At 72.7% G+C, this 16,579-nt stretch carries 8 protein-coding genes and 1 pseudogene; 2 read left to right on the top strand and 7 right to left on the bottom strand.

Features of this window, described 5'->3' with window-relative positions; genetic code table 11:
* Positions 1-77: 77 nt before the first annotated feature.
* Together ABZ725_RS19585 and ABZ725_RS19580 are read right to left on the bottom strand one after the other, a co-directional pair.
* On the bottom strand, positions 78-4,010 hold the full coding sequence (locus ABZ725_RS19585; RefSeq protein WP_358803873.1) for a glycoside hydrolase family 2 TIM barrel-domain containing protein: 3,933 nt from the start codon (positions 4,008-4,010) through the stop codon (positions 78-80).
* Between the two features lie 172 nt (positions 4,011-4,182).
* Positions 4,183-8,382 (bottom strand): bifunctional nitrate reductase/sulfite reductase flavoprotein subunit alpha, encoded by a 4,200-nt coding sequence (locus ABZ725_RS19580; protein ID WP_358804140.1) that lies wholly within the window; start codon positions 8,380-8,382, stop codon positions 4,183-4,185.
* A gap of 452 nt (positions 8,383-8,834) precedes the next feature.
* On the opposite strand from ABZ725_RS19580, the pseudogene ABZ725_RS19575 reads away from it, so the two are divergent.
* Positions 8,835-9,113 (top strand): annotated as a pseudogene (locus ABZ725_RS19575) (ergot alkaloid biosynthesis protein); the annotation flags it as partial.
* 100 nt (positions 9,114-9,213) lie between these two features.
* On the opposite strand, the gene ABZ725_RS19570 reads toward ABZ725_RS19575, so the two are convergent.
* Complete coding sequence (locus ABZ725_RS19570; RefSeq protein ID WP_358803872.1) at positions 9,214-10,065, bottom strand: LysR substrate-binding domain-containing protein; 852 nt, start codon at positions 10,063-10,065, stop codon at positions 9,214-9,216.
* 82 nt (positions 10,066-10,147) lie between these two features.
* On the opposite strand from ABZ725_RS19570, the gene ABZ725_RS19565 reads away from it, so the two are divergent.
* Positions 10,148-11,074, top strand: coding sequence for an MBL fold metallo-hydrolase (locus ABZ725_RS19565; RefSeq protein ID WP_358803871.1), 927 nt, complete (start codon positions 10,148-10,150; stop codon positions 11,072-11,074).
* Between the two features lie 262 nt (positions 11,075-11,336).
* Here the strand turns inward: ABZ725_RS19565 and ABZ725_RS19560 are convergent, their stop codons facing one another.
* The 4 genes from ABZ725_RS19560 to ABZ725_RS19545 all read right to left on the bottom strand — a co-directional run bounded on the left by ABZ725_RS19560 (position 11,337) and on the right by ABZ725_RS19545 (position 16,335).
* The gene (locus ABZ725_RS19560) at positions 11,337-11,846 is read right to left on the bottom strand and encodes an O-acetyl-ADP-ribose deacetylase (RefSeq protein ID WP_358803870.1); all 510 of its coding nucleotides are present in this window, start codon (positions 11,844-11,846) and stop codon (positions 11,337-11,339) included.
* A 35-nt stretch (positions 11,847-11,881) separates the two neighbouring features.
* On the bottom strand, positions 11,882-13,294 hold the full coding sequence (locus ABZ725_RS19555) for an NAD(P)/FAD-dependent oxidoreductase (protein ID WP_358803869.1): 1,413 nt from the start codon (positions 13,292-13,294) through the stop codon (positions 11,882-11,884).
* Between the two features lie 252 nt (positions 13,295-13,546).
* A complete protein-coding gene (locus ABZ725_RS19550; protein ID WP_358803868.1) occupies positions 13,547-14,410 on the bottom strand; it encodes an inositol monophosphatase family protein in 864 nt (287 codons plus the stop codon).
* A gap of 89 nt (positions 14,411-14,499) precedes the next feature.
* On the bottom strand, positions 14,500-16,335 hold the full coding sequence (locus ABZ725_RS19545; RefSeq protein WP_358803867.1) for a gamma-glutamyltransferase: 1,836 nt from the start codon (positions 16,333-16,335) through the stop codon (positions 14,500-14,502).
* Positions 16,336-16,579 lie beyond the last annotated feature (244 nt).

Raw genomic sequence — 16,579 nt, 5'->3', positions numbered from 1 at the left:
GGGAGGGTTCCTCTTCCGTAGGTACCGTTTCCTTCTACCTCGGGAAACGGTACCCACGCAGCCGCGGTCGCGCCTCGCTACTGTGTGGCCGTGGGCCGGCGTGACGCGGCCGTCGCCCGGTCGACGTCGGTCAACGGCCGCAGCCGGTAGGTGTACGCGTAGTCCCGGTCGGCGAACAGCTTGTACTCGTCGTGGGTGTGCGCGCCCCAGCTGTTGTCGCCGCCGACGCCCATCTGCCGGTGGTTCAGGCGGAGTACGACCTCCTTGCGGGGTGTGAGCTGGTAGTCGTGGCGGGCCCCGACCGACAGGTCCTCGGGGGTGAAGTGCGAGGCGTTGACCTCCAGGAGCGGCTCGCCGGAGACCAGCAGGCCGTGGCCGTCGGCGTCGGTCAGGGCGACCCAGCGGACGTCCGTCTTGTTGCCGTTCTCCTGCGGACGCAGGTAGGAGGTCCACTGGCCGGCGACGGTGCCGGAGTACAGGCCGACGTCGGTGGCGTCGTTGCGGTCCCAGTGGTTCTCCTCGGGGCCGCGGCCGTAGTAGTGCAGGTGCTCCAGCCGGCCGGGCAGGAACAGCAGCGTGCCGACCTCCGGGATGTACGGCAGCGAGGCCGCGCCCGGGTGCAGGGTGTTGTCGACCTTGATCTCACCGTTTCCGAAAACGGTGTAGGTGGTGGTGTACGTCGATGCCGTCGTCGTGGGCAGGGCGCCGGCGACCTTGATCTCGACGGCCCGGTCGTCGCGCAGCGCCCGCACGCGCACGTCGGTCACCGTGCGGCGGGCGCCGGCGTCGCGCCAGGTCTGGTTGCGGGTGTGCTGGCCGTTCCCCCGGTCGTTGTCGGTGGGTGCACGCCAGAAGTTCGGAGCCGGTCCGGAGGAGATCAGCCGGGCGCCGCTCACCTCGTACGAGGTGATGACGCCGGTCTTCTTGTCGACGGCGACCGAGAAGTCCTCGCCCGTGACGGTGACCGACGCGTCGCCGTCCTGGTGGCTGAGCGCCGGGATGCCGTCCAGGGACACGGGCGTGACGGCGGGGCTGCCGGCGTCGACGGCGAGCTGCTGCCTGGCCACCTCGAAGCCGGACCTCGCCCACTTCGTGGTCTCCCGGGTGGTGAACGACAGGTGCAGGAAGTACTCCGCGCCCGGCGCCGGGTCGCCCGGCACTCTGAAGGGCACGGTGATGTCCTTGGCCGACAGCGGCGCCACGTCCAGCTGGGCGCGGCTCAGCTTTCCGCGCTGCACCACCGCGCCGTCGCCGACGAGCTCCCAACGTCCGTCGAACTCACGGAGGTTGGTGAAGAGGTACTCGTTGGTGAGGGTGACCGCGGCCCCGGGGGCGAGCGGGCCGCCGCCGGCCGGTGCGGCGTCGATCGCCTGGTAGATCCGCTTGACCTCGGCGGACTTTCCGGTGAGCCCGCGGTCGGCGGTGACGATGCCGTCGCCGGAGAAGGCCCCGTCGTTGGGGTTGTCGCCCCAGTCGCCGCCGTAGGCGTAGAACGTCTTGTCGCGGGGTCGTTTCTCGATGAGGCCGACGGTCGCGGCGTCGAACCAGAACCGTACGCCGTCGTCGCCGGGGCCGCGGCCGCCGGCGGCCAGTTCGGCGGCGCTCAGCGCCCTGGCGTACACCCGGGCCCGTCTGACGGTGCCGCTGAACTCCCGGGTCGGGTTGTCGACGTCGGTGGCCAGGGACAGCGGCGCGGTGTTGACGGCGGGGCGCACGGTGGTGGTGCGGGTGGCCCGGACCGAGCCGTCGACATGGAGGGTCAGGGTGCCCGCCGCCGCGTCGAAGACGCCCGCCACATGGTGTTCGGCGCCGGTCCAGCCGTCCGGCAGCGCCCAGCTCGCGGTGATCCACTGGCCGCTGCCGTAGATGAAGAACTCCAGCGTCCGATTCGTCTGCTTCAGGGCGTACTGGGTGTCGCCCTTGGCCAGGATGGGCTGGTGGTAACCGGTTACGTGCGGGGTGACCCATGCCTCCAGGGTGAGGGACCCGGTGAGGTCGAGCGTGGTGTCACGGGCGAAAACGGTTCCGCCGGAGACACCCTCGTCGCGGGTGAAGGCACCGCTCGGGGCGACGATCTCGCCGCGCAGGGCGGCGGGCCCGGTCTCGGTGAGCAGTGTGCGGGTCGGCGTGGGCCAGTCGAGGGCCTGGTCGACGAAGTCCCAGATCCAGCCGCCCTGCAGCACCTCGTGGCGGCGGACCAGATCCCAGTACTTCTTGAAGTTTCCGCTGGAGTTCCCCATCGCGTGGGAGTACTCGATCATCACGTACGGCCGGGTGTCGGCGGTGTCCTTCGCCCGGGCCTCGACGCGGGCGGGGCTGTCGTACATCTCGGAGCGGATGTCGCTGATGCCGGGGCGGTCGTCGCCCTCGTACTGGATGACCCGGGTGGTGTCGTAGGAGCGGATCCAGTCGTACATGGCGTTGAAGGTGCTGCCGCCCCCCGCCTCGTTGCCGAGCGACCAGATGACGACCGACGCGTGGTTCTTGTCGCGGTGGACCATGTTCTGGGCGCGGGCCACGCACGCCGTCGTCCACTCGGCGTGGTTGCCGGGGTACTCGCCCCGGATGCCGTGGGTCTCCAGGTTGGTCTCGTCGACGAGGTACAGACCGTACTCGTCGGCGAGTTCGAGCCAGCGCGGGTTGTTGGGGTAGTGCGAGGTGCGGACGGTGTTGATGTTCAGCCGCTTGATGATGCCGATGTCCTCGACCAGGTCCGCGCGGGTGAGCGCCGAGCCGTGGGTCGGGTGCATCTCGTGGCGGTTGGTGCCGCGGAGGGAGACCGGCTTGCCGTTGATGCGCAGCAGCCCGTCCAGCAGCGCGAACTCACGCAGGCCGACGCGATGGGAAACGGTTTCGATCACCTTGCCGGCCGGGTCGCGCAGCCGGAGCACGGCTGTGTAGAGCTCCGGGTGCTCGGCCGACCACAGCCGGGGCGCGGGCACGGCCTTCGCCGCCTGGACGGTCTTCTCCTCGCCGGAACCGAGCGCGACGGCCTGCTGCAGCGGCCGGGACCACACCGGGTGCCCGCCCGCGTCGTACAGCTGGGTCTCGACGGAGTACCGGCCGGCGCCGTCTCCGCCGTAGTCCCGCACATGGGCGGTGACCGACAGTTCGGCCGCCCTGTAGTCGTCGCTCAGCGGGGTGTCCAGCCGGAAGTCGCGCAGGTGCACGGCCGGCGTGGAGTACAGGTAGACCGAGCGGAAGATACCGCTCAGCCGGATCATGTCCTGGTCCTCCAGCCAGTCGCCGTCGGAGTAGCGGTAGACCTCCACGGCGATCTGGTTGGCGCCCGGCTTGAGGTGCGGGGTGATGTCGTACTCGGCCGGGTCATAGGAATCCTCGTGGTAACCGACCATCTCCCCGTTGATCCACACGTAGTGGGCGGATTTGACCCCTTCGAAGTGAAGGAACGTCCGGCGTCCCGCCCAGCCGCGCGGGACGGTGAAGGAGCGGCGGTACTGGCCCACGGGGTTGTAGCTGGTGGGGGCGACGGGCGGCTGCGCCTCCTCGCCCAGGCCGTTGGGGCCCCACCACGGGTAGGTGATGTTGATGTAGATCGGTCGGTCGTAACCGTGCAACTGCCAGGCGGAGGGGACGGGGATGGTGTCCCAGTCGCTGTCGTCGACGTCGGTCCGGTGGAAGTCGACGTCCCGGTCGTCGGGGCGGTCGGCGTGCGCGAACTTCCACCGTCCGTCGAGGCTCAGCCGGTACGGGGAGCGGGTGCGGTCGGCGGCGAGGGCCTGGTCGAGGTCCGCGTACGGCATGAGGGTGGTGTGCGGCGCTTCGGTGCCGAGGCGGAAGACGTCGATGTGGCCGTTCCACTCGGGTGTGCCGTCGGCCGCGACGGCCCGGTGGGCGGTGGGCGGTCCGGACAGGGCGAGCGCGCCGAGGGCGGCTGCCGACCCTTCGAGCAGACGACGACGGCTGACGACCGTCCGGAGCGGGCGATCCGGCTCCACCCGCTGGGGGCGGTCCGGCCGGTCCATGGGCGACACGTGCGGGTGCGACATGACCACGACCTTCCTCAAGGCGAACCGTGCGGCTTCGCACGGACGGAGGGTGCGTCAGATCTTGTCCACTCCTGTTGAAAAAACGAACATTGGCGCGCCGCAATGACCGAATATCAACTCTCTTCGGCGCAACGCGACTTGGTGCAACGCGACTTGGTGCACAGGAATCCCGTCAGTAGACGTCCCTCACATACCGCTTGTCGGAGGCGAGTTGCTTCACATAGGCCGCCGCCTCCGGCTCGCTCAGACCGCCGTGGACGACCGCGACGTCGCGCAGGGCCTGGTCGACGTCCTTCGCCATGCGGGAGGCGTCGCCGCAGACGTAGAAGTGGGCGCCGTCCTGGAGCCAGGACCACAGGTGGGAGCCGTGCTCGCGGATGCGGTCCTGGACGTAGATCTTGACGCGCTGGTCGCGGGAGAACGCCGTGTCCAGACGGGCGAGGGCGCCGTCGGCCTGCAGGGCGGCCAGGTCCTCCTGGTAGTAGAAGTCCGTCGCCCGGCGCTGCTCGCCGAAGAACAGCCAGTTGGGCGCCCGGTGCCCGCGCGCCCGGCGCTCCTGAAGGAACCCGACGAACGGCGCCACTCCCGTGCCCGGACCGACCATCACCATCGGGGTCGCCGGATCGGCGGGCGGCCGGAAGTGCGGGGAGCGCTGCACATGGACGGGGACCTCGGTGCCGGGCTCGGCGTCGGCGAGGAAGGGCGAGCAGACGCCCTGCCGGGGGCGGCCGGCCAGGTTCTCGTACCGCACGACGGAGACGGTGAGCGAGACCAGGTGGGGGTCGGTCAGCGGGCTGGACGATATGGAGTACAGGCGCGGCTGCAGCCGTCCCAGCACCTCGGCCCACTCCTGCGCGTGGGCACGGACGCCGGACTCGGCCGCCACGTCGACTGCCTGGCGGCCCCAGGACCACTTCGCCAGCTCGTCCTTGTTGTCGGGGCGCAGCAGTTTGCGCAGCTCGCGCGGGTCTCGGGTGCGGTCGGCGGTGAAGCGGAGCAGGGCCGGGGTGATCCGGGTGATGTCGAGGTGGCGCAGCAGGGCCTCGCCGAGGGCGACCTCACCGACGCCGTTCACCTGCACGCGCGCGTGCGCGTCGAGTCCGGTGACGGTCAGCCACTCCGCCACCAGCTCCGGGGAGTTGAGGGGCCGGACGCCGAGCGCGTCGCCGGCCTCGTAGAGGAGCGGGGTCTCGCTGTCGCGGGTGTCGAAGGTGAAGCGCCGGACCTCCTTGCCGGAACCGGGCAGGCTGAGCAGCCGGTTGCCGGTGAGGCGGGCCGTGACGGGGGCGGGACGCCGGGCACGGGGAGCGGCGGCGGTGGCGGCCTTGGTGACGACGGCGGGAACGGCGTCCGGGACGGGCGCGGGGGCCGGCCCCGGGGCAGGGGACCCGACGGGTGCCGCGGGCGCCGGATCCGTGGGCGGGAGCTCCGTGGGCAGGTGTTCCGTGGGCGGGAGCTCCGTGGGCAGGTGTTCCGTGGCTTCCTTCAGTGCGGTGACGACCTGGTCGAGCCAGGCCTCCGCCTCCGTCTCGTAGTCCGGTTCGCAGTCGGTGCGCGGGGCCAGCCGGACCGCGCCCAGCTCGTCCATACGGTCGTCCAGGCGTCGGCCGTGTCCGCAGAAGTCGTCGTACGAGGAGTCCCCGAAGGCGAGGACGGCATAGCGTCGGCCTTCCAGTCGGCCGGTGCCCAGCTCGGCGAGGCCGTCCCAGAAGCCGGCGCCGTTGTCGGGGGCGTCGCCGTCGCCGAAGGTGCTGGTGATCAGCAGCAGGTCGGCCCCTGCGGGCAGGGCGGCGGGGTCGGCCTCGTCCATGGCGACGAGGGAGGCCGTGTGGCCGCCGGCGGTGAGCCGTTCGGCGGTGGCGGCGGCGAAGTCCTCGGCGTTGCCGGTCTGCGAGGCCCACAGGATCACGACCCGCCGGGTCGGGGTCGGGGTCTGCGGGGGCGGCACGGCGCCGGTGCGGGAGTACATGCCGGCGAGGGTGCCGTTGACCCACAGGGCGTGCTCGGGACTGAAGGGCGCGTCCGGCGGCAGGACCGGTACGCCCGGGGCGCCGGCCGGGATGCCGGCGAGGAAGCCGACCAGATAGCGCCGTTCCAGCTCGGTGAGGACCGGCGGCGGGCTGGGCTCCAGGCCGAAGACGGCGGCCGCGGAAGGCTGGACGGCGGAAGGCTGGACGGCGGTGGGGACGAGGGCGGCCGACGGCTGCGCGGCCAGGTTCTGCGCAGCCAGGTTCTGCGCGGCCAGGTTCTGCGCGGCCGGGGTCTCGGCCGCCGGAGCATGGACGGTAACCGGTGTCGACACCTTCGTCAGCGACACCGCGCACACCTTCAGCTCGGGCTGGAAGGACAGCGGGTCGACGGCGTCGCTGGTGACCGCGTTGACGCTGAGGTACTCGCCGAAGAGGTCGTTCCAGTGGAACGGTGCGAAACAGGAGCCGGGCAGGACGCGGTCGGTGACGACCGTCGGCAGCACGGCCCGCCCGCGCCGTGAGGCGACCTCGACGGAGTCGCCGTCGGCGAGGCCGAGCGCGGCCGCGTCCTCGGGGTGCACCTCGACGAACGGGCCGGGATCGAGTTTGTTGAGCTTGGCGACTTTGGCTGTCTTCGTCAGGGTGTGCCACTGGTGCTGGAGACGGCCGGTGTTGAGGACGAACGGATAGTCGTCGTCCGGCATCTCGGCGGGCGGAACGTGCGGACGCGGGTGGAAGACGGCGCGGCCGGAAGCCGTGGGAAACGTGAGGGAACCGTCTTCGTTCACGTAGCGGATCGGGTTGCGGTCGGGCCCGTCGGCGGTGGCGGCCGGCCACTGCACCGGGGTGTCACGCAGCCGCTCGTATGTCACTCCGCGCAGGTCGTAGCCGGTCTGCGGGTTGTGGGCGCGCTTGATCTCCTCGAAGATCTGCTCGGCGCTGTCGTACGAGAAACCGCTCTCGTAACCCATGGCTCGGGCGACGGCCGCGATGAGCCGCCAGTCGGCCGTGGCCTCGCCGGGCGGGTCGGCGGCGGGCCGGGCGAGGGTGAGGTTGCGCTCGCTGTTGATGAGGACGCCCTCGGTCTCGGTCCACAGGGCGCCGGGCAGGACGACGTCGGCGTAGGCGTTCGTCTCGGTGTCGGCGAAGACGTCCTGGGTGACGACGAACTCGGCGGCCTCCAGGCCCTCGATGACCGTCCTGCGGTTGGCGACGGAGGCGACCGGGTTGGTGCAGATGATCCAGCAGGCCTTGATCTCGCCGTCGGCCATCTTCCGGAACATCTCGACGGTGCCCTTGCCGACGCCGTCCGCGCGGATCGTGCCCGGTTCGAGCCCCCACAGCTCTTCGACGAAGGCGCGGTCGGCGTCGACGAGGACGGAGCGCTGACCGGGGAGCCCGGGCCCCATGTAGCCCATCTCCCGGCCGCCCATGGCGTTGGGCTGGCCGGTGAGGGAGAAGGGACCGCTGCCGGGGCGGCAGATCGCACCGGTCGCGAGATGCAGGTTCACCAGGGCGTTGGTGTTCCAGGTGCCGTGCGTGGACTGGTTGAGGCCCATGGTCCAGCAGCTGGTCCACTCCTCCGCCTCGCCGATCAGCCGGGCGGCCTCGCGCAGGCAGGTCTCCGGGATGCCGGTGAGCTCCGCGACGGTCGCGGGCGGGTAGTCGGCGAGGAACTCCGGCATCGCCTCCCAGCCCTGGGTGTACGCGGCGACGAAGTCGGGGTCGGTGTGGCCGTCCTCGTGCAGAAGATGCAGCAGACCGTTCAGCAGGGCGAGGTCGGTACCCGGCTTGACCTGGAGAAACAGGTCTGCCTTCGCCGCGGTGGCGGTGCGGCGCGGGTCGACGACGATCAGCTTGGCGCCGGCCTTCACCCGGTCCATCATCCGCAGGAACAGGATCGGGTGGCAGTCGGCCATGTTGGAGCCGATGACCAGGAAGACGTCCGCCTTGTCGAGGTCCTCGTACGAGCCGGGCGGACCGTCGGCGCCGAGAGACAGTTTGTAACCGGTTCCGGCGCTTGCCATGCACAGCCGGGAGTTCGACTCGATCTGGTTGCTGCGGAGGTAACCCTTTACCAGCTTGTTCGCGAGGTACTGCGCCTCGAGGCTCATCTGCCCGGAGACGTAGAGGGCGACGGCGTCCGGGCCGTGCTCGTCGACGATCGCACGCAGGCGCCGTGCCGTCTCGGCGACCGCCGCGTCCACGGGGGCGGGCTCGGGCTCCTCGCCGCGGTCCGAGCGGACGAGGGCGCTGGTCAGCCGGCCGGGCGCGGCAAGCATGTCGGCGGTGGTCGCGCCCTTGGTGCACAGCCGGCCGAAGTTCGCCGGGTGCTGCTTGTCGCCGACCGCTTTCAGGACCGTGCGGCGGCCGTCCGGTCCGCGGCCGATGTCGAGGACCATGCCGCAGCCGACGCCGCAGTACGAGCAGACCGTGCGCACCTTCGTCTCGGTCGCGCTGTCGGTCCGCGGGTCCGGCACGGCCACGGGCGCCCCTTTCGTTCTGACGTCCTGCTGACGATCGGCCTGGTGAGAGCTTCTGCAAGCCTCTGTGACGGTACGAACCGCGCATTACACAGGTGTCTCCCGGACCGGCCACCAGGAGTTAAGCCCGGCGCACAGCGCAGCGCGGCCGGGTGTGAGCGGCACCTTCCGCTCCGCAGGTAGGAAGGCTACCTGGGCGAGGACGAACGAATTCCGGAACCGGGGGCGGGCGGGCCGGGCCGGCGCGAGGGTGACCGGGCCGGCGCGAGGGTGACCGGGCCGGCGCGAGGGTGACCGGGCCGGTGTGAGGGTGGCCGGGGCTGAGGGGCGGCGGGCTGTGCACGGGCGGGGGCCGGGGCTGCGGCGGGACGCGCTCGGAGCTGCTGAGCTCCTCGGCGATCCCCGAGGGCGGGCCCGCGGTGGGGGCGGTGCACCGGGCCCTGCCCGGCCTGTTCGAGCAGTGGGCGGTGCTGCCTCCCTCGTGGTGCATGCAGAACTTCGCCGGCACGCACGCCCACGCCGACAGCATCCGCGGCCAGGGCACGATCATGACCGCGGCCGGGACCGGCCGGGTCGGATTCGTCGACGCCGACGACATCGCCGCCGTCGCCGTACCGGCCCCCACCCAGGACCGCGCGCCCGATGCCGAGGACATCGCCGCCGCACCGGCCGGCCGCCACACGGTTTCCGGGCGGTCGCCGAACGCGAGCCGGCCGCCGAACGCGAGCGGGCCGTTCGGGCAGGAGACGCTCAGTCGCGGTAGGCGGCGGCCGCGTTCTCCACGAACGACCTGATCAACGGGTTGGCGTCCCCCTCCTGCCATGCCACCGCGACGCGGCTCGGCGCCATGTCGACGACCGGGATCACGGCCAGCTGTTCGGGTGGGCGGTGACCGAGCGGGGTCATCCCGACCGTGCCGTTCCAGAGCACGGCCTGCAGACACTCCTGGACGGCACGCACCACCGGACCCTCACGCGGCTCGCCCCCGTTCCAGTACGACTGCCAGATCGGGTCGGTGCCGTCCGGGAACTGGAACCAGCGCCGGCCCGCCAGGTCGGCCAGCTTCAGGCGGTCGCTCCCGGCCAGCGGATCGTCGGTGCGCAGCACCGCGCCCACCGGGTCGGCGCGCAGTTCGCGCACCGCCAGGCCGCTCTCGTCGAACGGCAGGCGGGTCAGCGCGACGTCGACGAGTCCGGCCCGCAGTCCGCAGGTCGGATCGGTCAGGTCGGTGTCGCGGATGCGGACTTCGACGCCGGGGTGCCGTCGGCGGTACGCGGCGGCCAGTCGCGTCGCGCCCCGGTCGGAGCTGTCGCCCAGGAGGCCGACGGTGAGGGTCGCGGCGCCGGCCGCGCCGGCCACGCGCACGCGTGCCCGGTCGGCCTGGTCGAGCAGGGCGCGCGCCTCGTCCAGCAGCACCGCCCCGGCCGGGGCGAGGGCGACGCCCGCGGCCGAGCGGTGCAGCAGGGTGGCGCCGAGATCGGCCTCCAGCCGCCTGATCGCCCGGCTCAGCGGCGGCTGGCTCATGTGCAGCCGGACGGCGGCCCGGCCGAAGTGGAGTTCCTCGGCGACGGCGACGAAATAGCGCAGCGTTCGCAGCTCCATGACCAGGGATGATACCCGTGCGGTATCGGGCTCACCACAACGGTCTTGGACGGCCGCGGTGTTCCGGCGGTGCAATCGGCGCATGGCTGACGAACAGATTCCCGACCCCGCCGTGCAGGTCTCCGGCGCCCAGGACATCGCCCCCGACCTGCTGGTGATCCCGAACCAGGGGGCCGCACTGGTACCGAACATCGGCGTCATCGGCGGTACACGAGCCGTCCTGGTCGTCGAGACGGGCATCGGCGCCGCCAACGCCGAGCAGGTCCTCGCCCTCGCGTCCGAGGTGGCCGGGGACCGCCGCCTGTATCTGACCACGACGCACTTCCACCCCGAGCACGCCTTCGGCGCACAGGTGTTCGCAGGCCGGGCCACGTACCTGGTCAACCGCGCCCAGGCAGCCGACCTGGAGCAGAAGGGGCCGGGCTATCTGGAGATGTTCCGGAGCTTCGGCGGGCCGGTCGCCGAGCGGCTCGACGGCGTCCAGGTGCCCACCCCGGACGTGGTCTACGACGACGGGTACGACCTGGACCTCGGCGGCCGGACCGTGCGGCTGCGGCCCACCGGACGGGGCCACACGAAGGGCGACCAGGTGGTCGAGGTACCGGACGCCGGCGTGCTGTTCACCGGGGATCTCGCCGAGACCGGGCAGTTCGCCATCTTCCCCTGGTTTCCGCCGTACGACACGGACGTCTCCGGCGTGCGCTGGCTGGAGGTCATGGACCGGCTGGCCGCGACCGGGCCCCGGGTGGTGGTCCCCGGCCACGGCGACCTCGGCGGCCCGCAGGTCCTCACCGACGTCCGCGACTATCTGCGCGACGAGACCTGGCGGCGGCGCGACTCCACGACGGCCGAGGACGAGATCGTCGCCGAGGTCCGGGCGCTGCTGATCGAGCGGCATCCGCAGTGGGCGGGCCGGGAGTGGATCGAGCGGGGCGTCGGCTGCCTGTGCACGGAGCACACAGCAGAAACGGAACACACAGCAGAAGCGGAACCGGCACGGCCGAGGTGACTGACGACCCGCCCGCGAGGGTCAGCCCCGGCCAGGCCAGGCCAGGCCAGGCCAGGCCACGGCGAGCATCGCGGCGAACGCGGCAAGGGCCGCACCGGCCCCCGCCGTGACGCTCTGGTCCTGAGAGAAGCCTGCGAGAACGAGAGGCCGAGAGGCCGGCGCCCGTCACGCCGGCCTGACCGATCCGGTGTGGTGCGCGAAGATCACGGCCGGTACGCGGCCGCGGACACCGATCTCGGGAGCGGCCGCCGGACCGGACCGTTCAACCGATGTGCGCGGCGAACGCGGCGTAGGCCCGTTCGTCGAAGAGGACGAAGGTGACCTCCTCCACCGAGGTCGGCGTCGCCCGCACGGTCTGCACCGCGATCCGGGCGGCGTCGTCCATCGGCCATCCGTAGATGCCGGCGGAGACCGCCGGGAAGGCGACGGTGCGCGCGCCCAGCTCGTCCGCGACCCGCAGCGACTCCCGGAAGCAGGAGGCCAGCAGCTCCGAGCGGTCCTCGCCCGCGCTGTACACCGGGCCCACGGTGTGGATCACCCAGCGCGCGTCCAGTTCGCCCGCCGTCGTGGCGACCGCCTGGCCGGTGGCCAGACCCTTGCCGTAGTGCGAGGCGCGGAGCCGACGGCAGTCGTCGAGGATCGCGGGGCCGCCCCTGCGGTGGATCGCGCCGTCGACGCCGCCTCCGCCGAGCAGCGAGGAGTTGGCCGCGTTGACGATGGCGTCCACCGACTGCCGGGTGATGTCGCCCTGGACGAGCGTGATCGTGGTCATGACTGTGTGTATAGCAACGGGGACCGGCCGACCGCTCAGCTTTGTCGCCGCAGTCTGCGCCATACGGCCTTGGCCGCGTTGTGGCCCGACATGCCGTGCACGCCCGGGCCGGGCGGGGTGGCCGAGGAGCAGATGAAGACGGCCGGGTGCGGGGTGGCGTACGGGAACGGGGTCAGCTTGGGGCGCAGCAGGATCTGGAGCCCGGAGGCCGCGCCGGTGGCGATGTCCCCGCCGATGTAGTTGGCGTTGCGGGCGGCGAGTTCGGCGGGCCCTGCGGTGGCGCGGGCGAGCACGCGGTCGCGAAAGCCCGGAGCGAAGCGCTCCAGTTGGCGTTCCATGGCGTCGGTGAGGTCGCCCGTCCAGCCGTTGGGCACATGGCCGTACGCCCAGAAGACGTGCTTGCCGGCCGGGGCCCGGGTGGGGTCGACGACGCTGGGCTGCACCGTGATCATGAAGGGTCTGTCGGGGGCCCGGCCCTCCCGGGACGGGGCGCGCAGGGCGGCGCCGATCTCCGCGCTGTCCGCGCCGATCTGCACGGTGCCGGCGGCGCGGGCCTCCTTCGCGGTCCATGGGACGGGGCCGTCGAGCGCGTAGTCGATCTTGAAGACGCCCGGTCCGTACTTGTACCCCGCGTAGTAGTCGCCGAAGCCGGCGATGCGGGCGAGGGCGGTGGGCGAGGTGTCGAAGACGTACGCGCGGGCCGGCGGCAGGTCGTCGAGGCGCTTGACCTCGTAGTCGGTGTGGACGCTGCCGCCGAGGTCCTCGAGGTAGGCGGCCAGGGCGTCCGAGATGGACTGGGAGCCGCCGCGGGCCACCGGCCAGCCGCGGGCGTGCGCGGCGAGGGCGAAGACCAGGCCGACGGCGCCGGTGGCGAGGCCGCTCAGCGGAGCCATGACATGGGCGACGAGGCCGGCGAAGAGCGTCTTGGCCGGCTCGTCGCGGAAGCGTCGGACGAGCCAGCTGGACGGGGGCAGACCGACCAGGCCGAACCGGGCCAGGGTGACCGGGTCGCGCGGGAGCGCGGTCAGCGGCAGCGACATGAAGTCGCGGGCCAGGGTGTCCCACTTGGGCAGGAAGGGCTCGACCAGACGGCGGTACGCGCCCGCGTCCCGTGGCCCGAAGGAGGCGGCCGTCTCGGCGACCGACCTGGACAACACGGCCGCGCTGCCGTCGAGGAAGGGGTGCGCCATGGGCAGCTCGGCGTGCAGCCACTCCAGGCCGTAGCGCTCCAGGGGCAGGGCGCGGAACGCGGGCGAGTTGATGCCGAGGGGGTGCGCGGCGGAGCACGGGTCGTGGCGGAAGCCCGGCAGGGTGAGTTCCTCGGTGCGGGCGCCTCCGCCCACGGTGTCCCGTGCCTCGAAGATCGCCACGGAGAAGCCGCGTCTGGCCAGCTCCACCGCCGCGGTCAGCCCGTTGGGCCCCGCTCCCACCACGACCGCATCGAGCATCGACGGCACTTCGACCCCTTCGTCAGCCGGTGACCGCCGTAGACCGGTGGCCCCCGCAGTCAGGATATGCCGGGCGTACGACAACGCCCGCGGCGCGGGGGCCCGAACCGGCCGGGACGCCCGCACCGCCCGGCACGATGCCCACACTGCGCCACGCCACGCCACGCCACGCCAGGCCACACCGCACCGCGCCACACCCGCGCCACGCCACACGGCACCCGCGCCACACCGCGTCGCACCGCACCGCATCGCTCAGGCGATGTCGCGAAGCCGCTCGACGCCCGAGAGGAGTCCCGACACCCTGCGGGCCGTCGCCGCGTCCCGGGCCGCCGTGAAGGGCAGGGAGTTGCCGCCGGTGATGCGGAACGGCTCGCCGGTGAGGGTGAGGTGGGCGCCGCCCGCCTCCTCGACCAGCAGCAGTCCGGCCGCGTGGTCCCAGGCCGCTTCCCAGGAGAAGGCCGTGGCGTCCAACTCGCCCCGGGCGATGGCGAGATACTCGAGCCCGGCGGATCCGCACGCGCGCGGTGCGACTCCGTCCGTCCACAGCGCCAGCAGGGCGCGCTTCTGCGCGTCGGTCGTGTAGTCGGGGTGCGAGGTGGCCACCGTCAGGTCGCGGCCGGGCTCGGGCGGACCGGCGAACAGCCGCTCGCCGTCCAGGAAGGCGCCGCCGCCCCGGACGGCCGTGGCCAGTTGGTCGCGGGCCGGAGCGTACGTCCAGGAGGCGTGCAGGACGCCGTGCCGGACGAGCGCGACCAGGGTGCAGAAGCCGTCGTCGCCGTGCACGAACTGCCGGGTCCCGTCGACCGGGTCGACGATCCACACCGGCGCGTCGCCCTGTATCGCCTCGTACGTGGCCGGGTCGGCGTGCACGGCCTCCTCGCCGACGACGACCGAGCCGGGCAGGAGGGCGGCGAGGGCCTTGGTCAGGAACAGCTCGGCGCCCCGGTCGGCGTCCGTCACCAGGTCGTGGGGTCCGCTCTTCTGGTCGACCTCGTGCGCCGCGAGCTGCCGGAAGCGGGGCATGATCTCGGCCGCGGCGGCCCTGCGGACCGCCTCCTCCACGTCGGCCGAGCGGCGCGCGAGAAACTCGTCGATGGTTTCCTTGTCTTCGATCATGCCTCCATGAGAGCACGCCCCACTGACAATCCCCGCCCGCCGGGTGCATCACGGGTGGAATCGGGATGAAGAACAGGAAGTCGAACTCGTCAGCGGCCCACCGCGTACCCCTGCATCCCGCGCGGGTTCGCGGCCGCGAGCAGGATCCCGGTCTCCGGGTCGCGGGCGACCGCGCACAGCCGGCCCTCGGACCACGGGTCGCCGACGGTGAGGTCGTGGCCGCGCCGCCGCAGCTCCTCCACCACCGCCGCCGGCATGCGGGACTCCACGGTGACGCTGCCGGGCCGCATGCCGCGCGGGTAGAAGGAGCCGGGGAAACCGTCGTTGTGCCAGTTCGGGGCGTCGATCGCGCCCTGGAGGTCGAGGCCGCCGCGCACCCGCGCGCGAAGGGCGACGGCGAGGAGGAAGTGCAGCTGCCACTGGTCCTGCTGGTCGCCGCCCGGCGTGCCGAAGGCCAGCACCGGCACCCCGTCGCGCAGCGCGATCGAGGGCGTGAGGGTGGTGCGGGGGCGCCGGCCCGGCGTCAGCGAGTTCGGCAGGCCCTCCTCCAGCCACGTCATCTGCAGCCGGGTGCCGAGCGGGAAGCCCAGCTCGGGCACGACCGGGTTGGACTGCAGCCAGCCGCCGCTGGGCGTCGCCGCGACCATGTTGCCCCAGCGGTCGACGACGTCGAGATGGCAGGTGTCGCCCCGGGTGAAGCCGTTCGCGCCGATCTCCGGCTCCCCCGGCCCGAAGGGCGCCGGGCCCCGGGCGACCGTCGGCTCGCCCGCGCCCAGGGGGCTGAAGCCGGGGTCGTCGGCAGCCGCCACGCACGCGTGCGTGCTCAGCCGCGGGGTGCGCCCGCCGGGGCTGCCGGGCCGTACCTCGTACGAGGCCTTGTCGCCGATCAGCCGCCGCCGGTCCGCGTTGTAGTCGGCGGCGAGCAACTCGTCGAGCGGGACCTCGGCCGCGTCGCCGTACCAGGCCTCGCGGTCGGCCATGGCGAGCTTGCAGCCCTCGACGAGGAGATGGACGTAGTCGGCGGAGCCGTACCCGGGCAGCTCGGCCGGGAGCAGGGCGAGCTGCTGGAGGAGGGCGGGGCCCTGGCTCCACGGGCCCGCCTTGCACACGGTCCAGCCGTTCCAGTCGTACGTCGCCGGCGCCTCGTAGGACGCGGACCAGGCGGCGAGGTCGGCGGCCGTGAGGGTGCCGGTGTGCCGCTCGCCGCTGGTGTCCAGAGTGGGCCGGGCGGCCTGCCGGACGAGCGCCTCGGCGACGAACCCGGTCCGCCACACCTCCCGCGCGGCCTCGATCCGCGCCTCCCGGTCGCCCGCCCCGGCGGTGGCGGCGGTCTCGGCGAGCAGCCGCTTCCAGGTGGCGGCGAGGGCGGGGTTGCGGAACAGCGCGCCGGGCCGCGGGGCCTCCCCGCCGGGCAGGTACACCTCCGCCGACGACGTCCACTCCGTCTCGAAGAGCTCCCGGACCGTCTCGACGGTCGCGCCGACGTTGTCCACGGGCGCGTGCCCGTGCTCGGCGTACCCGATGGCGTACTTCAGCACGTCGTCGAGGGACTTGGTGCCGTGGTCGCGCAGAAGGAGCATCCAGGCGTCGAACGCGCCGGGGACCGCGGCTGCGAGGGGCCCCGTTCCGGGGACGAGGTCCAGGCCCAGCCCCCGGTAGTGCGCGACCGTCGCGCCCGCCGGCGCCACGCCCTGTCCGCACAGCACCCGCACCTCGCCGCCGGCCGGGGCGAGCAGGATCGGGACCTCGCCGGCGGGCCCGTTCAGGTGCGGTTCGACGACGTGCAGCACGAAGGCGCCGGCCACGGCCGCGTCGTAGGCGTTGCCGCCGTCCTCCAGGACGGCCATCGCCGACTGCGAGGCCAGCCAGTGCGTGGAGGACACCATTCCGAACGTGCCCTGGAGGGTGGGACGGGTGGTGAACAAAACGGGCTCCTCACTGCGCGGCGGCCGATCTCGCGATCGTACGTACCTACCCACCGCACGCTCCCCGTCCCCCTCCTCCCCTCCTCCCCTCCTCCCCTCCTGTCCCTCCTCCCCTCCTGTCCCTCCTCCTGTCCCTCGCCCCGTCCCTCCTCCCGTCGCCGCGCCCTCGCCTCCCCGTCGCCGCGCCCTCGCCGTCTCTATGTCCGGTGAAGAACCCCGATGTCCCGGTAGGTTCAGGCCCCTT

The sequence above is a fragment of the Streptomyces sp. NPDC006872 genome (genome assembly GCF_040635845.1).
In the GTDB taxonomy this organism is placed as follows: Bacteria; Actinomycetota; Actinomycetes; order Streptomycetales; family Streptomycetaceae; genus Streptomyces.
This window is presented reverse-complemented; position numbering and strand designations above follow the sequence as displayed.

What these genes read in the sequence shown, in the direction of transcription:
- ABZ725_RS19565 (WP_358803871.1), top strand. Translation starts at nt 10,148, where the DNA reads ATGGCTGACGAACAGATTCCCGACCCCGCCGTGCAGGTCTCCGGCGCC.
- ABZ725_RS19570 (WP_358803872.1), bottom strand. Translation starts at nt 10,065, where the DNA reads ATGGAGCTGCGAACGCTGCGCTATTTCGTCGCCGTCGCCGAGGAACTC.
- ABZ725_RS19560 (WP_358803870.1), bottom strand. Translation starts at nt 11,846, where the DNA reads ATGACCACGATCACGCTCGTCCAGGGCGACATCACCCGGCAGTCGGTG.
- ABZ725_RS19550 (WP_358803868.1), bottom strand. Translation starts at nt 14,410, where the DNA reads ATGATCGAAGACAAGGAAACCATCGACGAGTTTCTCGCGCGCCGCTCG.
- ABZ725_RS19580 (WP_358804140.1), bottom strand. Translation starts at nt 8,382, where the DNA reads ATGGTCCTCGACATCGGCCGCGGACCGGACGGCCGCCGCACGGTCCTG.
- ABZ725_RS19555 (WP_358803869.1), bottom strand. Translation starts at nt 13,294, where the DNA reads ATGCTCGATGCGGTCGTGGTGGGAGCGGGGCCCAACGGGCTGACCGCG.
- ABZ725_RS19585 (WP_358803873.1), bottom strand. Translation starts at nt 4,010, where the DNA reads ATGTCGCACCCGCACGTGTCGCCCATGGACCGGCCGGACCGCCCCCAG.